Raw genomic sequence first — 17,986 nt, 5'->3', positions numbered from 1 at the left:
TGCTCGGCCGACGGCGTCCCGCGCCACCCGGCGGACGTCCCCGGTCGCGGCCGCGGCCGGGCTGGAGGCAGCCCCGGCGGCCGTCTTCTGACGGGCAGACTCTTGCACATCCGGCTCCGGCCGTGCAGAGCGGTCCACGGCTGACGACCGGTCGGCCCCGCTGACCAGGGACGTTGCGCGGTGGGGGTCCGGGGGTGCGCAGGCGCGCGGTGCGGCGCGCGGTGCGTCAGGGTTACAGAGCGACTCCGTGCGCCTCGGTGACGCCGTCGACGGTCAGGATGCGGTGCAGCTTGGTGGCCACCAGCAGCCGTTGGAGCTGGGCCGGGACGGAGCGCAGCACCAGCCGGCGGCCGATCCGGCCGGCCCGCCGGTGGGTGCCCATGATGACGCCGAGCCCGGTGGCGTCCCAGAACTCCAGCCGGGCGAGGTCGAGCACGAGGTCGCCGAGGCCGCCGTCCACCGCCTGGTGCAGCCGGGCCCGCGCGTCGGCGGCGGTGCGCACGTCGAGGCGGCCTTCGATGGCCAGCGCCGTGTGGTCGCCGGTGATGCGCATGCTCTCCTCCTTCGCCTGGACGGTCTGGTGCGGGGCGGGTCCGCCCCGGCCGTGCCGGGTGCGGGAGCGGGGGGTGCATCCGGGTGGGCCACAGCCCCACGTCCGGGCCCGGGCGGAATACCGGGTTCCCTCATCTGACGGCGAACCGGCTCCACAGGTTGCTGGTTCCGGCCACATCTGAAGCAACTTCACCCGTCCGAGGGAATATACGCAGGTCGGCCCCACACCTATGCTCGATTACCGCCCAAATCACCCGTCTGCGGCACCCGGCGTGAGGAAACTCACCCGAGCCGGCGGAGCGGGCCGTGCGATGCCCGATCGAACGGCCCGCCGGTCGTTCAGCCCTGCCGGCTCACTTGCCTTCGTACGGGTAGAAGCCGCGGCCGCTCTTGCGGCCCAGGTCACCGGCGGTGACCATGCGGGCCATGATCTCCGGCGCGGCGAACTTCTCGTCCTGGGTCTCGGTGTAGATGTTGCGGGCGGCGTGCAGCAGGATGTCCACGCCGGTCAGGTCGGCGGTCTGGAGCGGGCCCATCGCGTGGCCGAAACCGAGCCGGCAGGCGGTGTCGATGTCCTCGGCGGTGGCCACGCCCGACTCGTACAGCCTGGCGGCCTCGACGACCAGCGCGGTGATCAGGCGGGTGGTGACGAAGCCGGCCACGTCGCGGTTGACCACCACGACCTCCTTGCCGACGCCCTCGGCGTAGGCACGGGCGGCGGCGAGCGTCGCGTCGCTGGTCTTGTAGCCGCGGACCAGCTCGACCAGCTTCATCATCGGGACCGGCGAGAAGAAGTGGACGCCGACGACCGACTCCGGGCGCTGGGTGGCGGCGGCGATCCGGGTGATCGGGATGGCGGAGGTGTTGGAGGCCAGCACGGCGCCGTCCTTGGCGAGCTTGTCGAGCTCGCGGAAGACGCCCTCCTTGACCTCCAGCTTCTCGAACACGGCCTCGACCACGATGTCGGCCTCGGCGACGGCGCCCAGGTCGGTCGTGGTGGTGATCCGGCCCAGCGCGGCCTCGGCGTCCTCGGCGCTCAGCCGGCCCTTGGCGACGAACTTCTCGTAGGAGGCGCGGATGCCCGCCAGACCCCGCTGGAGCGCCTCCTCGGTGACGTCCCGCAGCACCACCGGGTGGCCGGCCTGCGCGGACACCTGGGCGATGCCGGCGCCCATCAGGCCGGCTCCGATCACGGCGATCTGCTTGCTGGACGCATTGCTCATGGCTGGGTCTCCCGATGCCGTCGCCGCCCGCGGGCGGGCCCTGAAGGCGGCTCAGGGCAGGGGTCACCGCCATCGAGCCGCGCCGCTCGATCTCCTGCCTCGCTCGCGCTCGGCAGTCGCGATCGCGAAGCTCGCCCCTTCTTCGGTTCGCTCGCTCCGCTCGCTTACGGCGGGACTCTAATGCCCAAATCCCCCGTGCAATAGCAATCGGGAGTGTGATCTGCAACCGACCTGGTCGGGCGATCAGACGGTCAGCCCGAGGTCCTGGGCCAGGATCGCCGCCTGTACCCGGCTGCGCAGCCTCAACTTCGCCAGGATGCGGCTGACGTGGGTCTTGGTGGTCGCCTCCGCCATCTCCAGCCGGGCCGCGATCTCCCCGTTGGACATCCCGGCCCCGATGCAGGCCAGCACCTCCCGCTCACGGCCGGTCAGTGCCCCCACCGCTGCCCGGGCCTCCGGTCCGACCGGCCGCTCGGGGCGGGCGAACGCCCCGATCAGCCGCTTGGTCACCGAGGGCGCCAGCATCCCGTCCCCGCGCGCCACCGTGCGGATGCCCTCGATCAGGGTGTCCGCCTCCAGGTCCTTGAGCAGGAACCCGGACGCACCGGCCCGCAGCGCGCCGTAGACGTACTCGTCCAGGTCGAAGGTGGTCAGCACGAGCACCTGGCCGGCCCCGGCGGCGACCACCTCGCGGGTCGCCGAGACGCCGTCCAGCCGGGGCATCTGCACGTCCATCAGCACCACGTCCGGCCGCAGCTCCAGCGCCAGCCGGACGGCCTCCTCGCCGTCGGCGGCCTGCCCGACCACCTCGAACCCCTGCTCGGCGCGCAGGATCATCACCAGCGCCGCCCGTACCGCCGCCTGGTCCTCGGCCACCAGCACCCGGATCGTCATGCCCGCCCCTCGTTCGCCTGGGCGCGCGGCAGCGCCGCGCGCACGCTCCAGTACCCGTCCTTCGGCCCGGCCTCGAAACTGCCGCCGAGCAGCCCGGCCCGCTCCGCCATGCCCACCAGTCCGGCCCGGGCGCCGGGCAGTTCGCGGCCGGGCCCGCCCCGGTACGGACTGTCGACGGCGATCCGGAGTTCCTCGGGCGCGAACTCCAGCCGCAGGCTCACCAGTCCGGGCCCGGCGTGCTTGAGCGCGTTGGTCAGCGACTCCTGGACGATCCGGTACGCGGCCAGCCCTACTGGCACCGGCACCTCGCCGCGCTCGCCGCGCTCCTCCAGTTCGAAGTCCAGGCCGACGTCCCGGCCGGCCGCCCGGGCCTTGGCCAGCAGGGCGTCCACCGCGGCCAGGTCGGGCGCCGCGTACGACTCGTCCACCTCTCCCCCGCCGCTGTCCCGGAGCAGTCCGATCATGCGACGCATTTCGGCCAATCCCTGGACGCTGTTCTCCCGGATCACCACCAGCACCTCCACCAGAGGATCGTCCTCGGGCAGGTTCCGGCGCCTGGCCACCGACTGCGCGCCGGTGGCGTGGATCGCGATCGCCGACAGGTGGTTGGCCACCACGTCGTGCAACTCCCGTGCCATCCGCGCCCGTTCGGCGACGACCGCCTCGCGCCGGTCCATCTCCGAGAGCAGCGCGGTCTGTTCCGCCCGCAGCCGCTCGGCCTCCGCCTCCTGCCGGTGCTTGCGCACCACGTCACCGGTCCACACCGGGCCCAGGAAGACCAGCGAACTGACCACCACCACCAGCAACGCGGCGGAGGTGCCGCTGTAGATCGCCGACAGGGTGGAGAGCGTCAGCACCGTGGCACCGCCGGTCAGGTGCAGCACCCGGGACATCCGCGGGCTGCCGTAGATCACCGCCGCGTACAGCAGGTCGGTGTACATGATCAGCGTCGCCACCAGGCTGCCGGCGACCAGGCTCCCCGCGAAGGCCAGCCCGCCGACCGACACCGCCAGCACCGGCCGCGTGCGCCGGACCAGTTCCAGCCCCGCCATCACCAGCATCGGCGCCAGCACCGCCCACGGCGGCACCCGGTCGGCCTGGTCGTACACCTTGAAGACGATCAGCACCGTGCCGCCGAGCAGCCCGAAGAGGGCGATCAGCTGGTCCTGCCGGCGCGGGGGGAGGACGGGGAACGGGAGGGGCACGTGCCCCATCCCACCATCCCGGACGGCCCGCCCGGCTCCGGTCCGCGGAGGAGCCCGCTACATCGAAAGATGCAGTCCCTGACGGCACTGCGCGACGACGACAGCGGCGCGCCCGCGCACCAGCCTGGAAGCACCACCGAACCGTCCGGGAGCAGAACGTGATCGTCACCCTCATCGTCGCGGCCGAGGTCTCCTTCTGGATCCTGCTCGGCCTCGGGCTCACCGCCCGCTACCTGCTCCGGTGGCGCCGCACCAGCACCGCGCTGCTGGTCGGCCTGCCGGTGGTGGACCTCACCCTGTACGCGCTCACCGTCCTCGACCTGCGCGGCGGCGCCACCGCGAGCTGGACGCACGCCCTGGCCGCGAGCTACGCGGGCTTCTCGATCGGCTACGGCCCCTCGCTGGTCCGCTGGGCCGACCGGCACTTCCAGTACCGCTTCGCCGGCGGCCCCAAGCCGCTGCCCTCGCCGAAGTACGGGCCGGAGCGGACCAGGTACGAGTGGCAGGTCGCCGGCCGGACCGTCGTGTCGGCGTCGATCACCCTGGGCCTGATCACCCTGCTCGTCCCGCTCTCCGCGGGGTCCGCCCACTTCGGCACCTTCGCCCAGTGGTACCTCAAGCTGGGCATCGCGGCCGTGGTCAACGTGATCGTGGCCGGCTGCTACTCGCTCTGGCCCAAGGAGGCGCCGGCCGGGGTGGCGGTCGAGAACGGCCGGGTGGTCACCGAGCAGACCCCCGCCGGCACCGCCTCCACCCGCACCCCGGCCGACCGGCCCTGAGACGGCGCGGGCCCGTCCCCGGACCTCCACGGGGGAGAAGTCCGGGGACGGGCCCGCGGCCTGCCCGACGGCAGGCTCCAGGACACGCCCTAGCGGTTCTCGCCCGGGACCCAGAGCACGTCGCCGCGCTCCTTGTTGGCCACCCGGGCCAGGATGAACAGCAGGTCGGACAGCCGGTTGAGGTACTTCGCGGTCAGCGGGTTGACGCTGTCGCCGTGCTCCGCGATCGCCGACCAGGTCGAGCGCTCGGCCCGCCGCACCACCGTGCAGGCCAGGTGCAGGTGGGCCGCACCGGGCGTGCCGCCGGGCAGGATGAAGCTGCGCAGCTTCTCCACCCGCGCCAGGTACTCGTCGCAGTCCGCCTCCAGCCGGTCGATGTAGGACTGCAGCACCCGCAGCGGCGGGTACTTCGGGTCCTCCACCACCGGGGTGGACAGGTCGGCGCCGACGTCGAACAGGTCGTTCTGGACCCGGACGAGCACCGCCGTCATGTCCTGCGGCAGCTCCCCGACAGCCAGGGCCACGCCGATCGCGGCGTTGGCCTCGTTGGCGTCCGCGTACGCGACCAGTCTCGGATCGGTCTTGCTGGTCCGGCTCATGTCGCCGAGCGCGGTGGTGCCGTCATCGCCGGTACGGGTGTAGATGCGCGTCAGATTGACCATGCGGCCAGAGTAGCCGCCGGGTTAGGCCCCGTTAACCCCGCCTCGGAACGTCCCGGGGCATCTCGGACGTCTCCGAACGACTCGGAGCGTCTCGGACCGTCGCCACGCGACGTACCCCCATCCCGGGAGTCCCGTCGCCACGCGACGTACCCCCATCCCGGGAGTCCCGTCGCTACGCGACGTTGACCCTCCCCCAGCCTCCGGCCGGGGGTGCCCCCATCCCGAGAGTCTCGTCGCTACGCGACATTGACTCTCTGCCCGGGCGGGGCCGCCTCCAGCCAGGCCAGGAAGCCGGTCAGCGCGTCCTCGCTCATCGCCAGCTCCAGCGGGGCCCCGTTGTGCAGGCAGCGCAGCACCACCGAGCCGGACAGCAGCGCCAGCTCCTCCTGGCCCTCCGGGTAGCGCCGGCCGAGCACCTCGATCTCCCGGCGCGGCAGCACCTTGCGCGGTCGCGGGGCGTACGAGAAGACCCGGAACCACTCGATCGAGTCACCGCTGTAGCGGCCGATACCAAAAACCCACCCCTTGCCGTCGGTCGGGGGAACCGGGGCGGAGGTGGGTTTGCCGTTCTCGTCGAGGTCGGGCTGCGTCGAGGCGTCGGCCGGCATTTTGAGCCGGTAACTGCAGTCGAAGGTGCCGCCGACCCGCTGGATCAGGCGGCGCCGGACGGCGAAGGCCATCAGCCCGATCACACCCAGGGCCACGACCGCCGCACACACCACAAGCGCGAGGACCATGCTCACCTACCTCCTCGCTACCCGCGTTCCCCGTAACGGTCGTATCAAGCGACCGCGCTGACCTACCAACTACGACGACAGTCCCGGGGTCACGCTCGCGCGTCCCCGGGACCGTCGGTCGACCCCGCTAAGCCGGGGTCCGGCGCACTCAGGCGTGGGCCTTGAGGCCGCGCGCCGCGAACAGACGGACCTCGGCACGCCGCTCGGCGTGCGCGTCCAGGTCCGCCTTGGCCTTGTCCAGTGCGCGCTCGGCACGCGCGACATCGATCTCGTCCGCCAGCTCGGCGATCTCCGCGAGCAGAGACAGCTTGTTGTCGGCGAAGGAGATGAAGCCGCCGTGCACCGCGGCGATCACGGTGCCGCCGTCCGCCGTGCGGATGGTGACGGGACCGGTCTCCAGCACGCTCAGCACCGGGGTGTGGCCCGGCATGATGCCGGTGTCACCGGAGGCCGTACGGGCGACGACGATGGTGGCCGCACCGGACCACACCTTGCGGTCGGCTGCGACCAGCTCGACGTGCAGCTCAGCCAACGTGGGCTCCTAGGCTCATGCAACGCCCGATTACTCGGGAGTTTCGGTAAGAATAACGGCCCCGCGCCTCCGGCATGAAACCGGCGGCACGGATTTGACCGGAATCACAGCCGATGCGCCGTGAGGGGTGGTCCCCAGGCTCGGGGGCCACCCCTCACGGTCACGCACAGCTGCTACCGGCCGCGATTACTTCTTCGCCAGCTCGGCGGCGTTCTTCTCGAGGTCCTCGATGCCACCGCACATGAAGAAGGCCTGCTCCGGGACGGAGTCGTACTTGCCGTCCGCGATCGCGTTGAAGGCCTCGATGGTCTCCGACAGCGGCACGGTCGAACCCTCGACACCGGTGAACTGCTTCGCCACGTAGGTGTTCTGCGAGAGGAAGCGCTCGATGCGACGGGCACGGTGCACCGTGATCTTGTCCTCTTCGGACAGCTCGTCGATACCGAGGATCGCGATGATGTCCTGGAGGTCCTTGTACTTCTGCAGGATCCCCTTGATACGGATGGCCGTGTCGTAGTGGGTCTGCGCGATGTACCGCGGGTCGAGGATGCGGGACGTGGAGTCCAGCGGGTCGACGGCCGGGTAGATGCCCTTCTCCGAGATCGGACGCGACAGAACGGTGGTCGCGTCCAGGTGGGCGAAGGTGGTGGCCGGCGCCGGGTCGGTCAGGTCGTCCGCGGGGACGTAGATCGCCTGCATCGAGGTGATCGAGTGACCGCGGGTCGAGGTGATGCGCTCCTGGAGGAGGCCCATCTCGTCGGCCAGGTTCGGCTGGTAACCCACCGCGGAGGGCATGCGGCCGAGCAGGGTCGACACCTCGGAACCGGCCTGGGTGAACCGGAAGATGTTGTCGATGAAGAGGAGCACGTCCTGCTTCTCGACGTCACGGAAGTACTCCGCCATGGTCAGCGCGGACAGCGCGACGCGCAGACGGGTGCCCGGCGGCTCGTCCATCTGGCCGAAGACCAGCGCGGTCTTGTCCAGAACGCCCGAGTCGACCATCTCGTCGATGAGGTCGTTGCCCTCACGGGTGCGCTCGCCGACACCGGCGAACACCGACACACCACCGAAGTTCTCGGCGACGCGGTAGATCATCTCCTGGATCAGAACGGTCTTGCCGACACCGGCACCACCGAACAGACCGATCTTGCCACCCGTGACGTACGGGGTGAGCAGGTCGATGACCTTGATGCCGGTCTCGAACATCTCGGTCTTGGACTCGAGGTCCTTGAACTCGGGGGCCTTGCGGTGGATCGGCCAGCGGACCTCGACCTGCTTGTCGAACTCCGCCTTGTCGACGTTCAGCACGTCACCGAGGGCGTTGAAGACCTTGCCCTTGGTGATCTGGCCGACCGGGACGGAGATCGCGGCACCGGTGTCGGTGACCTGCGAACCACGGACCAGGCCGTCGGTCGGCTGCATCGAGATGCCGCGGACCATGCCGTCGCCGAGGTGCTGGGCGACCTCGAGGGTCAGGGTCTTCTTGCCCGTGCCGTCGGGGTTGTCCACCTCGACGTGCAGGGCGTTGTACATGTCCGGGATCGCGTCGACGGGGAACTCCACGTCGACGACCGGGCCGATGACCCGCGCGACGCGGCCCGTCGCCGTGGTCGGCTCAACAGTGGTGGTCATACTCATTCGCTCCCGCGGCTCGCGTCAGCGAGCGCGTTGGCGCCACCGACGATCTCGCTGATTTCCTGGGTGATCTCGGCCTGGCGGGCCGAGTTGGCAAGCCGCGTGAGCGACTTGATGAGCTCGCCGGCGTTGTCCGTCGCGCTCTTCATCGCGCGGCGGCGGGCGGCGTGCTCGGAAGCGGCCGACTGTAGCAGCGCGTTGTAGATCCGGCTCTCGACGTACCGCGGCAGGAGCGCGTCCAGGACGCCCTCCGCCGACGGCTCGAAGTCGTACAGCGGGAAGATCTCCGACTTGGCCGGCGTCTGGTCGCTGAGCTGAACCTCGTCCAGCTTCAGCGGCAGCAGCCGCGCCTCCACCGCGTTCTGCGTCAGCATGGACACGAACTCGGTCGAGATCAGGTGGAGCTCGTCCACGCCGCCGGTCTCGGCCGTGAAGGCCTCGATCAGGTCGGCCGCCACGGTCTTCGCGTCACCGTAGGTCGGCTTGTCCGAGAATCCCGTCCACGAGTCCGCGATCGCCAGACCGCGGAACGTGTAGTACGAGACGCCCTTGCGGCCGATGATGTACGTCACCACGTCCTTGCCCTCGGACCGCAGGCGCTCGGTGAGCGTCTGGGCGGCCTTGATGGCGTTGGTCGAGTAGCCGCCCGCCAGGCCGCGGTCCGCCGTGATCAGCAGGACGGCGGCGCGCTTGGCGTCCGGGTTCTCGGTGGTGAGCGGGTGCTTGGCGTTGGACCGGGTGGCCACCGCCGTCACCGCCCGGGTGAGCTCATCGGCGTACGGAGTGGAGGCGGCCACCGCGCGCTGCGCCTTGACGATGCGCGACGCGGAGATCATCTCCATCGCCTTGGTGATCTTCTTCGTCGCGGTGACAGAGCGGATCCGGCGCTTGTAGACCCGAAGCTGTGCTCCCATGGGTCGTTACGTCCTTTCCCTCGCTACCGGACTCAGGCCTGCTCGGAGAGCAGCTTGCCGTCAGCGGTCTGGTAACCCTGCTTGAAGGCCTCGATCGCGCTGGTCAGCGCGTCGACGGTGCCGTCGGCCAGCAGACCGGTCTCGACGATGCCGGCCAGCAGGTCCTTGTGCTGCAGGCGGACGTGGTCCAGGAACTCGCGCTCGAAGCGGCGGACCTCGGCGACCGGGACGTCGTCCATCTTGCCGGTGGTGCCGGCCCAGATGGAGACGACCTGCTCCTCGACCGGGAACGGCTGGTACTGGCCCTGCTTCAGCAGCTCGACCATGCGCGCACCGCGCTCCAGCTGGGCCTTGGAGGCCGCGTCCAGGTCGGAACCGAAGGCGGCGAAGGCCTCCAGCTCACGGTACTGGGCGAGGTCCAGGCGCAGACGGCCGGCGACCGAGCGCATGGCCTTGATCTGGGCGGAGCCACCGACGCGGGAGACCGAGATACCGACGTTCACGGCCGGGCGGATGCCGGCGTTGAACAGGTCGGACTCCAGGAAGCACTGGCCGTCGGTGATGGAGATGACGTTGGTCGGGATGTACGCCGAGACGTCGTTGGCCTTGGTCTCGATGATCGGCAGACCGGTCATCGAGCCGCCGCCCAGGGCGTCGTTCAGCTTGGCGCAGCGCTCCAGCAGGCGGGAGTGCAGGTAGAAGACGTCACCCGGGTAGGCCTCGCGGCCCGGCGGGCGGCGCAGCAGCAGGGAGACGGAGCGGTAGGCCTCGGCCTGCTTCGACAGGTCGTCGAAGATGATCAGGACGTGCTTGCCGTCGTACATCCACTCCTGGCCGATGGCCGAACCGGTGTACGGGGCGAGGTACTTGAAGCCGGCCGGGTCGGAGGCGGGAGCGGCCACGATGGTGGTGTACTCCAGCGCGCCGGCCTCCTCCAGGGCGCCGCGGACGGACGCGATGGTGGAGCCCTTCTGGCCCACGGCGACGTAGATGCAGCGGACCTGCTTCTCCGGGTCGCCCGAGCGCCAGTTGTCACGCTGGTTGATGATCGTGTCGACGGCCACCGCGGTCTTGCCGGTCTGGCGGTCACCGATGATCAGCTGGCGCTGGCCGCGGCCGATCGGGGTCATCGCGTCGATGGCCTTGATGCCGGTCTGCAGCGGCTGCTTGACCGACTTGCGGGCCATGACGCCGGGGGCCTGCAGCTCCAGGGCGCGGCGACCGGTGGCGGCGATGTCGCCCAGGCCGTCGATCGGGTTGCCCAGCGGGTCCACGACACGGCCGAGGTAGCCGTCGCCGACCGGAACCGAGAGGACCTCGCCGGTGCGGCGCACGGTCTGGCCCTCTTCGATGCCGCCGAACTCACCGAGGACGACGACACCGATCTCGCGGGTGTCGAGGTTCAGCGCGAGGCCGAGCGTGCCGTCCTCGAACCGCAGCAGCTCGTTCGCCATGACCGAGGGCAGGCCCTCGACATGCGCGATGCCGTCCGCCGCGTCAGTGACCGTGCCGACCTCTTCCACAGAAGCGGCGTCCGGCTGGTACGACTGGACAAAGTCGGCCAGCGCGTCCCGGATCTCCTCCGGACGGATCGTAAGCTCCGCCATCAGGCTTCCCTGCTCTCCTAGTTTGCGATCCTCGGCCCGCCATTGAGGGCCGCAAGTATTCGACTCTCGGCCGGGTCTTCCGAACCGGCCGTACGATGTGCCGGCTCCTTGGGGAGCCGGTTTCCCGACCGAGGGTCGGATGTGCTGCTTCGGTGCTCAGCCTTCGAGCGACTGGCGAGCGCCCTCAAGGCGGCTCGACACCGTGCCGTTGATGATCTCGTCGCCGATCTGCACCCGGACGCCGCCGACGACCTCGGGGTCGACGTCGATGTTCAGGTGGACCTGGCGGCCGTACATCCGGCCCAGAGCACCGGACAGGCGCTCCTTCTGGGTGTCCGACAGCGGCACCGCGCTGGTGACCAGGGCCACCACGCGGCCGCGGCGCGCGGCGGCGAGCTTCGAGTAGGACTCGAGGCCCTGCTCCAGGCTACGGCCACGCGGCACGTTGACGAGGGCGGTGACCAGCCGGACGGTGCCGGCGTTGGCGCGGCCGCCGAGCAGCTTCTTGATCAGCTCGGCCTTCGCGACGGCACCGGCCTTCGGCTCGGTCAGCGCGGCCCGCAGCTCGTGCGCACCGCTCACCACCCGACCGAAGCGGAAGAGCTCGTCCTCGACGTCGTCCAGGGAGCCGGCCTTGTCCGCGGCGATGATCTCGGCGTACGCGGCGAGCTCCTCGGTCGCGTCCACCAGGTCGCGCGAGCCCGACCAGCGGGACCGGACCAGACCGGAGACCAGGTCGACGGCCTCGCCGGAGACCTGACCGGTCAGCAGCGAGGTGACCAGCTGGGCCTTGTCCTGGCCCGACCGGGACGGGTCGGTCAGGACGCGGCGCAGCGACACCTCACGGTCCAGGACGGCCGTGACGGCGGTGAGCTCCTCGGCGAGCTTGGCCGCGTCCACCGAGGTGGAGTCGGTCAGGCTCTCCAGGTTCTGCCGACCGGCGGCGAGGGCCTCGCGGCTGGCGCCGATCACTTGGCCGCACCCTGAGCAACGGCGGCCTTGGCCTCCAGCTCATCCAGGAAACGGTCGATCACACCGCTCTGCCGGGCGTGGTCCTCAAGGGACTCACCCACGATGCGGGACGCCAGCTGGGTGGCCAGCGAGCCCACGTCCTGGCGCAGGGCGGCAGTCGCCTGCTTCTTGTCAGCCTCGATCTGGGCGTGACCGGCGGCGACGATGGCCTCGCGCTGGCGCTGGCCCTCCTCGCGCATCTCGGCGAGCTGGGCGGCACCCTGCTCGCGAGCCTGCTCGACGATGCGGGCAGCCTCGTGGCGCGCCTCGGCGAGCTCGGCGCGGTACTGCTCAAGCAGGGCCTGGGCCTCCGCCTGGGCGGCCTCGGCGCGCTCCATCCCGCCCTCGATCGCGTCCCGGCGCTCCGACAGCACCTTCTCGATGCTGGGGAGGAGCTTCTTGCCGAGGATCCCGAAGACGATGAAGAAGCAGAGCAGGCCGATGATGATCTCGGGCCATGCGGGCAGAAGGGGGTTCATGATCTCCCCCTCCTCCGCGAGGTGAGCCGCGATGCTCATATCTGGACCTTCCTCGAAGGGTCTACGGCGGGAATTACTTGGGGCCCTGGCCGAAGACGAACGGCATGACGATGCCGATGAGGGCGAGCGCCTCGGTCAGCGCGAAGCCGATGAACATGTTGGAACGGATCAGGCCGGCGGCCTCGGGCTGACGGGCCATGGCCTGGACACCGTTACCGAAGATGAGACCGACACCGATGCCGGGGCCGATCGCGGCGAGGCCGTAGCCGATGGAAGCGACGGAACCGTAGACGCCGACCTCAGCGAGCATGCTCATTGCAATGTGTCCTTTGCGGGGATGGTGATCCGGTGGTGATTGGCCACCGGGCGTTCCGGGGTGGTTCAGGAGGGCCGCGGCCCCTGGCTCAGTGCGCCTCTTCCAGGGCACCGGCGATGTAGCTGCTGGCCAGCATCACGAAGATGTAGGCCTGCAGGAACTGGACCAGCAGCTCGAAGGCGGTCAGGCCGACGGCGACGATGAACGAGGCCGAGCCGTACAGCGCACCCAGGGTCGGGCTGAGCAGGTACCAGGAGGCGATGGAGAACATCACGATCAGCAGGTGGCCGGCGAACATGTTCGCGAAGGCTCGGACCGCGAGCGTGAACGGGCGCACGAAGATGTTCGAGAAGAACTCGATCGGCACCAGGATGAACATGACCCAGCCGGGGATGCCCGACGGCCAGCAGAGGTTCTTGAGACCGCCGACGAAACCGTGCTTCTTGAAGGTCAGCGTCATGTAGGTGATCCACACGACCGCGGCCAGACCGGCCGGGAACGCGATCGCCGCCGTCACCGGGAACTGGGCGAACGGGATGACCGACATGATGTTCAGCAGCCACACGAAGAAGAACATCGAGACCAGCATCGGGACGTACTTCTCGCCCTTTTTGCCGATCGTCTCCAGCACGATGGAGCGCTTGACGAAGTCGTAGCCGATCTCACCGACCAGCTGCAGCTTGCCCGGGACCAGCTTCGGCTTGGCGAACGCGGCCCAGAAGAACACGACGACCAGCGCGGCCACGATGATCGAGAGCAGCATCGGCTTGTTGAACTCGAAGCTGCCGATCGAGAAAATCGGCTCGAACTGGAACTCGTTCAGGCCCGGGGCCGGGAAGCCGCAGCCAGCGTCCCCGAAGTGGCAACTGCCTGAGGCGAGGGACGTGAGTTCAGCACTCACCACGGACTCCTTCGTCGTGACGCATGGTTACGGCAACCTCGCTGTGTCGGCGTGGCCTGCGACCACGGAGCGGCACTGGAACTTGATGGGTTTCTCGCCGACCCCGCACGTCAGTGCGCTGCACCGAAGCGGGATCATCGAAGACTGCGCGGATCCGGGGGGCGATCGGTCCGCCGTGCGGACAGACCAGGCCTCTTCCCGTACTCCGTTGTTGCGACGGACGATAGCAGCCCGTCAGTGCGGCATAAACACCGCCCCCCTCGTTGGGGGGACAGCTGGGCCTCGTCACTGTTGACGCCCCTTGTCGGAGGGCTTGTCGCCCTTCTTTTCGGAGGCGTCGGGGTCGACGTAGAAGGTCTTGGCCTTGAGCGCGCCGCGCACCTGGAAGCCCGTCCAGATCAGGGCACAGCCGAGCAGGGTGAACGCGAAGGCCTGCCGGTTGAAGAGCTCGGTGTTCTTGAAGACCGCCAGCACGATGCCGACCAGCAGGATCTGCGTGGTGTACACCAGGAGCGCCGCGGCCATCATGATCTGCGGGTTCGACCTGGTCAGCCGGTCGAGTGCGACCTGGCCGGAGCTGAAGAAGGCGATCACCAGCAGCACGCCGAACAGGGCGCCGAGCAGTCCCTTCCCACCGGCGACGGCGAAAGAGATCGCCATGGCGATGATCCCGGCGGCCGCAGTGGGAATCGCGGCGCCTCGGAGGATCCGGGCGTCGGTGGACGGCATGTCGGCAGCTCCGGCGGCATGTCGATGTGGCGGGGGACGGGCACAGCGGTGGCGGGGTGACACCGACCGAGGCATCGCCGCGGGCCGCCCGCTGGAGCGGCGGGCCCGGGGAGGGAGACCGACAGGGACGGAAGTCATCCACCTGTCAGGTCTTTCGGCGTGTTCTCGGTACTCGTGAACGGTATCACAAACTATTTGATGCGAGCTTTACCATGAATGTGTGGCACCTGTCACACCAATGGCGCAACGGATCCGCCGTTCGGGTAAGCCCCACTTGATGGGACATCAACTCCCTTGCCAGTGGCGGCCAGTGGCCTTGTGGTGATGGCCGGCCGCGGTGGAGCCCACCCCGGAGTCCCGGCCGGCTTCACCGAGGAGTTGCTTGTCCTTCGCCGACAGTTCGGCCATCGGACCGGTCTGCCGCCGGCGGTAGCGCGGGGGGACGAAGGACTGCACCGCCCGCGGGGCGCGCGGCCGGAACCGGGGGGTGAGCAGCACCACCAGGCCGACCAGGCAGAGCCCGGCGAGCGTCAGGACGACGGTGCGGCCGGTGTTGGTCACCGAGAAGGCCACCGAACCGAAGGCGATCAGCGCGGCCCAGAAGTACATGATCAGTACGGCGCGGCTGTGCGAGTGGCCGACCTGGAGCAGCCGGTGGTGCAGGTGGCGCTTGTCCGCGGCGAACGGGGACTGGCCGGCCCAGGTCCGGCGCACCACCGCGAGCAGCAGGTCGGCCAGCGGCAGTGCGATGACCGTCAGCGGCAGCAGCAGCGGGATGTAGATCGGCACCAGGGCGTGCACGGTGGCGGTCTGCGAACCGGTCTCGCTGTTGATGAGGTCCGGGTCGACCCGGCCGGTGATCGAGATCGCGGCGACGGCCAGCATCAGGCCCAGCATCATCGAGCCGGAGTCGCCCATGAAGATCCGCGCGGGGTGCATGTTGTGCACCAGGAAGCCCAGGCACATGCCGATCAGCAGCACGCTGAACAGCACGGCGGGGGCCGCGTCGGAGATCGTGTAGCCGTACCAGAGCCGGTAGCTGTACAGGAAGAAGGCCATCGCGGCGATGCAGACCATGCCGCCGGCCAGGCCGTCCAGACCGTCGATGAAGTTCACCGCGTTGACCATGACGACGACCAGGGTGACCGAGATGACCATGCCCTGGGTCGGGCTCACCGCGACCGGGCCGACGCCGGGCACCGGGAGGGTGATCACCGTCACGCCCTGCCAGACCATCACGCCGGCGGCGATCATCTGGCCGCCGAGCTTCACCAGCGCGTCCACGCCCCACTTGTCGTCGAGCACCCCGAGCAGGAACATGATCCCGGCGCCGGACAGCAGCGCGCGGATGTCGGTGCCCTGCGAGAACACCTTGCTCAGGTTGTCGAGCTGCGAGGCGACCAGGATGCCCGCGCACAGCCCGCCGAACATCGCGATGCCGCCGAGCCGCGGCGTGGGCTCGCGGTGCACGTCGCGGGCACGCACCGGCGGCATGGCGCCGGCCGCGATGGCGAACTTCCGGACCGGGCCGGTCAGCAGGTAGGTGACCGCGGCCGTGCAGAACAGCACCAGCAGATACTCACGCACCACTGGCCTCCTGCATCACTGTCGAACGGGGAGGTACCGAAGGTACTCCCCTGCCTTCCCGGGGTTCGAGGTGCGTCGCCACGGCACACACCTTATTGAGTCGGACGCCGGGACCGTGCATCGCGGTTCGCCCTCCCGGGTAGGAGATTCCGATACCCGCGAAGGATCTCCGTCAGGCCCGGTCGGCGAAGGACAGCGCCAGCTCCCGCACCCGTGCCGCGGCCGGGGCGACCGCGCCTCCGGCGAGCACCCGCACGATCAGCCCGGCGATCTCGGCCAGCTCCGGCTCCCCCATCCCCTGGCTGGTCACCGTGCCCGTGCCCAGCCGGATGCCGGAGGCCTCGGCGGCCGGCGCCGGGTCGTACGGCAGCGCGCACTTGCCGAGCAGCAGCCCGGCCGCCGCGCAGCGCCGCTCGGCCTCCGCACCGGTCACGCCGAGCGGGCTCACGTCGGCGGTCACCAGGTGGGTGTCGGTGCCGCCCGTCAGCGGGTGCATACCGGCCTCTGCGAGCCCCTCGGCGAGCACCCGGGCCCCGGACACCGTCCGCTGCGCGTACGCCCGGTACTCGGGCCTGGAGGCCTCCGCGAGGGCCACCGCCTTGCCGGCCACCTCGTTCATCGCCGCGCCGCCCTGACTGAACGGGAACACCGCCCGGTCGATCCGCTCGGCCAGCTCCGCGGTGCACAGCAGCAGCCCGCCGCGCGGACCGCGCAGCAGCTTGTGGGTGGCCGCCACGGTGACGTCCGCGTACGGCACCGGGGAGGGCGCCACCCCGGCCGCGATCAGCCCGGTGGTCTGCGCGGCGGAGGCAATCAGGTAGGCGTCCACCTCGTCGGCGATCTCCCGGAACGCCGCCCAGTCCGGGTGCCGGGGGTGCGAGATCGAGCCCGCCACGATGGCCTTGGGGCGGTGCTGCCGGGCCAGGTCACGGACCTGGTCGAGGTCGATCAGCCCGTCGTCCTCGCGCACGCCGTAGCCGGTGAAGGCGAACCAGCGCCCGGAGAAGTTGGCGCGCGAGCCGCAGCTGAGGTGGCCGCCGTGCTCCAGCGACATCGCCAGCACCCCGTCGCCGGGCCGCAGCAGCGCCGCGTACGCCGCCAGCATCGCCGAAGTCGCCGACCGGGGCTGGACGTTGGCGTGCGGGGCGGTGAACAGCTCGCGGGCCCGGTCGATCGCCAGCAGCTCGGCGGCGTCCGCCAGCGCGCAGCCGGTGTGGTGCCGGCGGCCCGGGTAGCCCTCGGCGTACTTGTCGATCAGCGGGCCGGTGAGCGCCGCCAGGACCGCGGGGGTGGTCAGGTTCTCCCCCGCCAGCAGCTGGATCGTTTCGGCGCGCCGCTCGGCCTCCGCGGCCAGCAGGTCGGCCAGCTGCGGATCCGCCCGGTGCAGCGCCTCGGACGCCCACGGGCGCCCGGTCGTCGTGGTCGGGCCGGTCTTGGCATCGGTGACGGTCATGGCGGGGCTCCCGGGCGCTGCGGGGACTGTGTCACCCAGCGTAGGGCCGCTGCCGCCGCCCGGCCCGCCGAGCCGCGGCCGGACGGCCCCATTCGGCGCCAGGACGCGTCCGGTCCGTCAGCGCGGCGCGGGAACCCCGGTGAGCGCGGTGACCACCGGGTCGACCGCGTGGAATATCTCCTCGCCGCAGTTGCGGAACATGCCGATCGGCGCCCCGTACGGGTCCTCCAGCTCGTCCGACTCCGGAGTGGCGGCCAGCAGCCAGCCGCGCAGCGCGGCGGCCGCCCGGACCAGCGCACGGGCCCGCTCGGTGACGTCGGCACCGCGCCGCGGGTCCGGCAGGGTGCCCGGGTCTATCGTCCGCACCAGGCGGGTGAACTCCTTCAGCGTGAAGGTGCGCAGCCCCGCCTCGTGGCCCATCGAGATCACCTGGGCGCGGTGGTCCAGCGTCGCGGTGAGCACCAGGTCGGCCTCGACCACGTGCTCGTCCAGCAGCTCGCGGCCGGTGAAGCCACCGCTGTCGGCGCCGTACTCGTCGAGCACGGTCGCGGCGTGGTCCTCCATCGGCGCGCCCTCGTGGCCCCAGGTGCCGGCGCTCTCGACCAGGATCCGCCCGGCCACCCGGGGGCTCAGCCGGGTGTCCAGCTCACGCCGGGTCAGCCGCTCGGCGATCGGCGATCGGCAGATGTTCCCGGTACAGACGAACAGGATCCGGAAGTGGTCCAGCGGCCTGGGGCCCACGCTCAGGTACGGCGCTATGCCCGGCCCGG

The 17,986-nt window shown here is 70.5% G+C and carries 19 protein-coding genes; 1 reads left to right on the top strand and 18 read right to left on the bottom strand.

The genetic code is table 11. From position 1 onward, the window contains the following. Window positions 1–232: 232 nt before the first annotated feature. The 4 genes from AB0O11_RS07225 to AB0O11_RS07210 form a co-directional block, all read right to left on the bottom strand. Window positions 233–553 carry an STAS domain-containing protein gene (locus AB0O11_RS07225; protein ID WP_224277544.1) on the bottom strand — a complete coding sequence of 107 codons (321 nt, stop codon included), beginning with the start codon at window positions 551–553 and terminating at the stop codon, window positions 233–235. A 352-nt stretch (window positions 554–905) separates the two neighbouring features. Continuing rightward, entirely contained in the window at window positions 906–1,775 is an 870-nt protein-coding gene (locus AB0O11_RS07220) for a 3-hydroxyacyl-CoA dehydrogenase family protein (protein ID WP_363382717.1), read from the bottom strand. A 243-nt stretch (window positions 1,776–2,018) separates the two neighbouring features. Next, window positions 2,019–2,669 carry a response regulator transcription factor gene (locus AB0O11_RS07215; RefSeq protein ID WP_363382715.1) on the bottom strand — a complete coding sequence of 217 codons (651 nt, stop codon included), beginning with the start codon at window positions 2,667–2,669 and terminating at the stop codon, window positions 2,019–2,021. Then, window positions 2,666–3,874, bottom strand: coding sequence for a histidine kinase (locus tag AB0O11_RS07210; protein ID WP_363382712.1), 1,209 nt, complete (start codon window positions 3,872–3,874; stop codon window positions 2,666–2,668). The genes AB0O11_RS07215 and AB0O11_RS07210 overlap by 4 nt, the downstream gene beginning before the upstream one ends. Window positions 3,875–4,032: 158 nt before the next feature. On the opposite strand from AB0O11_RS07210, the gene AB0O11_RS07205 reads away from it, so the two are divergent. After that, on the top strand, window positions 4,033–4,653 hold the full coding sequence (locus AB0O11_RS07205; protein WP_363382709.1) for a hypothetical protein: 621 nt from the start codon (window positions 4,033–4,035) through the stop codon (window positions 4,651–4,653). Between the two features lie 89 nt (window positions 4,654–4,742). Here the strand turns inward: AB0O11_RS07205 and AB0O11_RS07200 are convergent, their stop codons facing one another. The 14 genes from AB0O11_RS07200 to AB0O11_RS07135 form a co-directional block, all read right to left on the bottom strand. Beyond that, on the bottom strand, window positions 4,743–5,315 hold the full coding sequence (locus AB0O11_RS07200; protein ID WP_363382706.1) for a cob(I)yrinic acid a,c-diamide adenosyltransferase: 573 nt from the start codon (window positions 5,313–5,315) through the stop codon (window positions 4,743–4,745). A 236-nt stretch (window positions 5,316–5,551) separates the two neighbouring features. After that, window positions 5,552–6,052 (bottom strand): DUF2550 domain-containing protein, encoded by a 501-nt coding sequence (locus AB0O11_RS07195; RefSeq protein ID WP_030057523.1) that lies wholly within the window; start codon window positions 6,050–6,052, stop codon window positions 5,552–5,554. Window positions 6,053–6,200: 148 nt separating this feature from the next. Continuing rightward, entirely contained in the window at window positions 6,201–6,584 is a 384-nt protein-coding gene (locus AB0O11_RS07190; protein ID WP_224277556.1) for a F0F1 ATP synthase subunit epsilon, read from the bottom strand. 186 nt (window positions 6,585–6,770) lie between these two features. Then, window positions 6,771–8,216: a F0F1 ATP synthase subunit beta gene (atpD, locus tag AB0O11_RS07185; RefSeq protein ID WP_363382702.1), complete on the bottom strand. Its 1,446-nt coding sequence runs from the start codon at window positions 8,214–8,216 to the stop codon at window positions 6,771–6,773. Between the two features lie 2 nt (window positions 8,217–8,218). Then, window positions 8,219–9,133, bottom strand: a complete 915-nt coding sequence (locus AB0O11_RS07180; protein WP_363382700.1) for a F0F1 ATP synthase subunit gamma — start codon at window positions 9,131–9,133, stop codon at window positions 8,219–8,221. A gap of 32 nt (window positions 9,134–9,165) precedes the next feature. Next, the gene (gene atpA / locus AB0O11_RS07175) at window positions 9,166–10,740 is read right to left on the bottom strand and encodes a F0F1 ATP synthase subunit alpha (protein WP_363382697.1); all 1,575 of its coding nucleotides are present in this window, start codon (window positions 10,738–10,740) and stop codon (window positions 9,166–9,168) included. Between the two features lie 156 nt (window positions 10,741–10,896). Next, a complete protein-coding gene (locus AB0O11_RS07170; RefSeq protein WP_363382695.1) occupies window positions 10,897–11,712 on the bottom strand; it encodes a F0F1 ATP synthase subunit delta in 816 nt (271 codons plus the stop codon). Continuing rightward, the gene (locus tag AB0O11_RS07165) at window positions 11,709–12,269 is read right to left on the bottom strand and encodes a F0F1 ATP synthase subunit B (protein WP_363382692.1); all 561 of its coding nucleotides are present in this window, start codon (window positions 12,267–12,269) and stop codon (window positions 11,709–11,711) included. The genes AB0O11_RS07170 and AB0O11_RS07165 overlap by 4 nt, the downstream gene beginning before the upstream one ends. Window positions 12,270–12,303: 34 nt before the next feature. Then, on the bottom strand, window positions 12,304–12,546 hold the full coding sequence (gene atpE / locus AB0O11_RS07160; RefSeq protein ID WP_030302757.1) for an ATP synthase F0 subunit C: 243 nt from the start codon (window positions 12,544–12,546) through the stop codon (window positions 12,304–12,306). 88 nt (window positions 12,547–12,634) lie between these two features. After that, on the bottom strand, window positions 12,635–13,447 hold the full coding sequence (atpB, locus tag AB0O11_RS07155; protein WP_224277566.1) for a F0F1 ATP synthase subunit A: 813 nt from the start codon (window positions 13,445–13,447) through the stop codon (window positions 12,635–12,637). A 285-nt stretch (window positions 13,448–13,732) separates the two neighbouring features. Next, window positions 13,733–14,176: a hypothetical protein gene (locus AB0O11_RS07150; protein WP_363382688.1), complete on the bottom strand. Its 444-nt coding sequence runs from the start codon at window positions 14,174–14,176 to the stop codon at window positions 13,733–13,735. Between the two features lie 285 nt (window positions 14,177–14,461). Next, entirely contained in the window at window positions 14,462–15,763 is a 1,302-nt protein-coding gene (locus AB0O11_RS07145; protein WP_363382685.1) for an MraY family glycosyltransferase, read from the bottom strand. Between the two features lie 172 nt (window positions 15,764–15,935). Further along, window positions 15,936–17,216, bottom strand: coding sequence for a serine hydroxymethyltransferase (locus AB0O11_RS07140; RefSeq protein ID WP_363382682.1), 1,281 nt, complete (start codon window positions 17,214–17,216; stop codon window positions 15,936–15,938). Between the two features lie 117 nt (window positions 17,217–17,333). Then, a complete protein-coding gene (locus AB0O11_RS07135; protein WP_224277582.1) occupies window positions 17,334–17,975 on the bottom strand; it encodes a protein-tyrosine-phosphatase in 642 nt (213 codons plus the stop codon). Between the last annotated feature and the right edge of the window lie 11 nt (window positions 17,976–17,986).

Origin of the sequence: Kitasatospora sp. NPDC093102 (assembly GCF_040683915.1) — a bacterium.
In the GTDB taxonomy this organism is placed as follows: Bacteria; Actinomycetota; Actinomycetes; order Streptomycetales; family Streptomycetaceae; genus Kitasatospora.
The sequence above is the reverse complement of the archived record's forward strand: the minus strand, read 5'-3'. Positions and strand labels throughout refer to the sequence as shown.